This is a genomic window from Mesorhizobium sp. M8A.F.Ca.ET.021.01.1.1 (assembly GCF_003998025.1).
GTDB lineage: Bacteria > Pseudomonadota > Alphaproteobacteria > Rhizobiales > Rhizobiaceae > Mesorhizobium.
Genome location: NZ_RZSJ01000457.1, coordinates 1 through 5,177, shown reverse-complemented (window position 1 = coordinate 5,177; position 5,177 = coordinate 1). Strand labels below are relative to the sequence as shown.

Annotated in this window: 4 protein-coding genes; all 4 read left to right on the top strand. The window is 63.4% G+C overall.

From position 1 onward, the window contains the following. The coding region (locus EOA36_RS26945) for a response regulator (protein ID WP_145969326.1) at window positions 1–1,578 on the top strand (1,578 nt) is incomplete at its 5' end. Window positions 1,579–1,581: 3 nt separating this feature from the next. Then, window positions 1,582–3,636: a response regulator gene (locus tag EOA36_RS26940; protein WP_127280145.1), complete on the top strand. Its 2,055-nt coding sequence runs from the start codon at window positions 1,582–1,584 to the stop codon at window positions 3,634–3,636. A 161-nt stretch (window positions 3,637–3,797) separates the two neighbouring features. Next, on the top strand, window positions 3,798–4,640 hold the full coding sequence (gene minC, locus EOA36_RS26935) for a septum site-determining protein MinC (protein WP_127280144.1): 843 nt from the start codon (window positions 3,798–3,800) through the stop codon (window positions 4,638–4,640). Between the two features lie 170 nt (window positions 4,641–4,810). After that, a partial coding sequence (locus tag EOA36_RS26930; protein WP_145969325.1) for an AAA family ATPase occupies window positions 4,811–5,177 on the top strand: 367 nt, incomplete at its 3' end.

The window sequence follows — 5,177 nt, the reverse complement described above, 5'->3', positions numbered from 1 at the left end:
CCCAAGGCGCTGGCAATTGCCGTCACCGACACGGGCATTGGCATTCCGGAGGACAAGCAAAAGCTGATCTTCGAGGCGTTTCAACAGGCCGACGGGACCACCAGCCGCAAATATGGCGGCACCGGCCTCGGCCTCTCGATCAGCCGGGAAATCGCCCGCCTCCTCGGCGGCGAGTTGCGTGTCGAAAGCCAGCCTGGAACGGGATCGACCTTCACGCTTGTCATTCCCTTCGATGGTCCCCGCAGCAGCAGTCTTGCACCGCAGATCGAGCTTTCGCCGGCTGCCGGGTCCGTTGCGGCTACCAGCACGGCGGGAACGCCAGAACTCGCCGACGATCGTGATTCGATCGACCCGTCGGACAGGGTGGTGCTGATCGTGGAGGACGACCCCACTTTTGGCGGGCTGCTGCTTGGTCTTGCCCGATCGGCGGGGTTGAAAGGCGTGCTTTCCACGGCGGGCTCGGGAACGCTGGCTCTTACACGCAAGCTCATGCCCGATGCGATCACCCTCGATCTCGGCCTTTCGGACATTGATGGCTGGGTCCTTTTCGACCTTTTGCGGCATGATCCGAAGACCAGGAACATACCTATCCACGTTATCTCCGGCGCCGAGGACATCGAGCTTCTCACGCGCCGTGGCGCCGCAAGCGTTTCCAGCAAGCCGGTGTCCGCTGGCGAGCTTACGCGTGTCTTCGACGACATTCAGTCGAGGACGCTCAGGATACAACGCAAGGTGCTGGTCGCCGATCCAGATTCCGAGCGTCGTCTGGCGCTGGTCGAAGCCATTCGCGATGGCGTCACGTCGGTCACCGCCATCGGCCGGGTTGCGGCTAACGCGGACGGGAACGGTATCGCCGGCTATGACGCCGTGGTGTTCGGGTTTGGCCGTTCGGCCAAGGACAACGCCCAGATGCTCGACGAGATCATGTCTCAGTTCGGCGATTCTGTACCGCGCCTGCTGTTCTTCACGCCCCATCCAGATGCCTTTCAGCAGCAGGTCGCCTTGCATCCGCCCCTCAGCGACGTTCCGCGTGCCGACAACTTTGCCCAGCTTGGCTTGTTGATGTCCGCGGCTCTTCCAGGCGACAGGGCCGACAAGGAGATCTCTGCGTCCGAGCAACTCGACAACGCCGACCTGGCTGGGGCCAGGGTTCTCATCGTCGACGATGACATTCGCAACATCTATTCGCTGACCAGCGTGCTGGAGACCTACGGTATCGAGGTCCAGCATGCCGAGCGGGGGCGCGACGGCATAGCCATGCTTGAAGAGGCGCCGGACGTCGATGTCGCCCTGATCGATATCATGATGCCCGAGATGGATGGGTACGAGACGATGCGCAGGATCCGCTCACAGCCAAAGATCGCGCACATTCCCCTGATTTCCGTCACAGCCAAAGCGATGAAAGGAGATCGCCAGAAATGTCTGGACGCCGGCGCGTCCGACTACATCGCCAAGCCCGTCGATCTCGACCTGCTCCTGGCCCTGCTGCGGGTTTGGGTCGGCCGCTCGCGCTCGCGCGCGGGGCCATTCAAGGCAGACGATGACGACCGCAATCTGGTTACGCCTCGGCAGATTTAGCCCATGGCCGCGATGGAAGCAGATAACAACGAACTATTCGAAAAGTCGCTGCCGGTTCGCGTTCTCGCTGTCGACGACGACGAGCGAAATCTCCTTGCCATAGAGGAGGTCCTTGACGGAGTGGGGCAAGTGATTTGCGCCAAGTCGGGCGAAGAAGCGCTGCGCTTTCTGCTCAAGGAAGACTTCGCCGTCATTCTGCTGGATGTGCTGATGCCCGGTCTCGACGGTTACGAAACCGCTTCGCTGATCCGGAGGCGCGAGCGTTCGAACAACACACCGATCATCTTCCTGACCGCCATCAACAAGGAAGAAGCGCATATGTTGCGCGGCTATGATGCCGGCGCGGTGGATTACCTGTTCAAGCCATTCGACCCGGTGATGCTGCGGTCCAAGGTCATGGTTTTCGTCGATCTCTATGAAAAGACGAGGGAAATCGAACGGACTGCGGCTCGGGAGCAACTGCTGCTTGAACGGGCGCTGAAGGCGACGTCCGACAAACTCGATGCCGAGCGGGCGCTGCGGCATTCCGAGGCCCGGCAGGAGACGATCCTCGCTTCGCTGCCGATTTGCTTTCACGCCCGCGCGGCGCAGGCGCCATACGCGGCGAGCTATGTTTCCAAAGGGGTCGAGCGGTTAACGGGATTTTCTCCGGACCGTTTCATCGCGGATCCCGATTTCGGCATCGGCCGGGTCCATCCCGCTGATCGGGACGCGGTGACAAGATCGCTTTCGGCTGCCCACGAGACAGGCTCTTATGCTTGCGAGTTCCGCTGGCGGTGCGCCAATGAGGAATACCGTATATTCTTCGACCAAGGTGTGGTCGCCAGGAATGGCGCCGGGCTCGAACTGCTGGGCACCATGCAGGACATTACCGAGCAGCGCCATCTGGAAGGCCAATTGCTGCAATCGCAGCGGCTCGATGCAATTGGCAAGCTGACCGGCGGACTTGCCCACGATTTCAACAACCTGCTTGCGGCGATCCTCTCCGGGCTGAGCCTGCTCGAAAGGCAAGTGACGCTCGACGGCAAGGCGGCCCAGGTTCTCGACATGACGCGCCGCTCCGCTTCCCAGGGCAAGGATCTCATCCAGCGCATGCTCGCCTTTTCAAGGCGCCAGGAATTGAAGCCGGTTGCCGTGCGCATGTCGAGCCTGGGAGACACGATGACCGGCCTGGTGGCGCCGATCCTGGGCGGTTTGGTGCGCTTCGACTGGCACGTTGGTGACGACATATGGCCGGTGCATGCGGATCCGGCACAGCTCGAGCTTGCCTTGATGAACCTGGTCTTCAATGCCCGCGACGCGATGCCTTCGGGAGGGACAATCTCCGTCAGGGCCGACAATCGCAGCATCGGCCACACCGGCCAGGGGCTTGGCGCGGGCGACTATGTCAGGCTTGCGGTCGAGGACACCGGGACAGGTATCGCCGCGGATCTGATCAGCAAAGTGATCGAGCCGTTCTTCACGACAAAACCGATCGGCAAGGGCACGGGCCTTGGCCTCAGCACTGTCTATGGTTTCGCCAAGCAGTCTGGTGGCACGCTCAGGATAGACAGCGAAGTTGGCCACGGCACCACCATGGAGCTTTGGTTGCCCCGCTCACGCGGGACGCAAGACGCCGCCAAGGATGAGCCTGTTTTCGAATCCGGTAGCGTCACGAATTCCGGCGCGGGTCTCCCGGCGACGGCCGAGGAACAGTTGCCGACTGTTCTGCTCGTCGATGACAGTCAGTCCCTGCGGGAGTTGACGGCGATGTCGCTGCGGCAATCAGGTTTCGACGTGACGGCGTTTTCCGGCGGCGCCCAGGCACTGGCCGCCATCGAAAGGGAACCGGAGCGCTTCGACGTCATCGTAACCGACTTCGCCATGCCGCTCATTTCGGGCATCGACGTCATCCGCTTCGCCCGCAGCCTGCGCGCGGATTGGCCAGCGCTCATCGTCACGGGCTACGCCGATGCCGAGAAGATCTCGGATCGCCCTCCCGACGTGGCGTTGATAAGCAAACCTTTCGAAGATGCCCATCTGGTTGCAGCCATTCGATCGGCTTCGCGTCGCCGCTGATATTTTGCTTCCCCGGCAGCCGCACCTGTCGTCGGCCGTCTCCGCAGGGCGCCTAGCCACCTTCCAATTTCTCGCACCAGCTGCCGAGTTGCGCACGCCCGTTAACCATTCGTTAACCATTAGCCCCCTAGCGTTTACCTCTCAGTAAGGATTCGCTGGCCGTGACCTTTGCCGCCCCCGTCGAAACAAAATCCATTCGCTTCCGCGCCCGTTCGTTCGTGGCGTTCACGCTCACCCCGGAGGCGCCGATCGGGGCTTGGCTGGAGGGGCTGGATCACTGGATCGGCAATTCGCCGGGCTATTTTGCCGGGCGGCCGGTGGTGCTCGATCTCAATGTGCTGAAGCCCGAGGTCGCCGACATCGCGCTGCTGGTGGCGTCGCTCGGCGCGCGCGGCATCCGGGTCTATGCGATCGAGCTCGAAGGGGCTTCGCTCGGGCTCGACCTGCCGCCGCTGCTCTCCGGCGCCAAGGAGGCGACTTCGGACGGCCTGCTTCCCGGCCGCAAGGGCAAAGCGGAGGCGGCTGATGAGGCCGGCAAGCTGGAAACGGTGTTTTCGGATCGCGGCAAGGACGCCGGCAAGCCCGGCGAGGGCAAGGCCGCCGAAATTAAAGCCGAGGCCGGCAAGGGCAAGGCGGTCAAGGCGGCGGAAGCCGGCGCGACTGACGCGGTCCAGGCCGGCACGCTGATGGTCAAGTCGCCGATCCGCTCGGGCCAGTCGATCTTCCATCCGCATGGCGATGTCATCGTGCTGGGCTCGGTGGCGTCCGGCTCGGAGATCATCGCGGCGGGCTCGATCCATGTCTATGGCACGCTGCGCGGCCGCGCCATCGCCGGCTCGCAAGGCAACCGGTCGGCGCGCATCTTCTGCCGCAGGAACGAGGCGGAGCTGATCTCGGTCGATGGCTGGTACACGACGGCGGAAGAGATGGAAGGCGTCTCGCGCGGCAAGGCGGTGCAGGCCTTTCTCGAAGGCGACATGCTCGCCGTCGTGCCGCTGAACTAGGGCCGAGGGATGCTGGCGCCCGGCTTCACGCTTCCGGCCCGGACAGACGCCGAGGCACCATCGCCGCGCGCAAGCTTCGGACCGGTTTCGGATGGCATGATGGCAGGCTCTGACAACAGCCGTGCGGCGCACGGCGCAACAAACGACAACAGGCAACGGAGGCTTTTTCCATGGGCAAGGTAGTGGTCGTCACATCGGGCAAGGGGGGCGTCGGCAAGACCACCTCGACGGCCGCGCTGGGTGCCGCGGTCGCCAAGACCGGCAAGAAGGTGGCGCTGGTCGATTTCGACGTCGGCCTGCGCAACCTCGACCTGATCATGGGCGCCGAGCGGCGCGTCGTGTTCGACCTCGTCAACGTCATCCAGGGCACGGCCAAGCTGTCGCAGGCGCTGATCCGCGACAAGCGCGTCGACACGCTGTTCCTGCTGCCGGCCTCGCAGACGCGCGACAAGGACGCGCTGACGGAAGACGGCGTCGGCGAGGTGATCGACAAGCTGCGCTCGGTCTTCGACTATGTCTTCTGCGACAGCCCGGCCG

What these genes read in the sequence shown, in the direction of transcription:
- EOA36_RS26940 (WP_127280145.1), top strand. Translation starts at nt 1,582, where the DNA reads ATGGCCGCGATGGAAGCAGATAACAACGAACTATTCGAAAAGTCGCTG.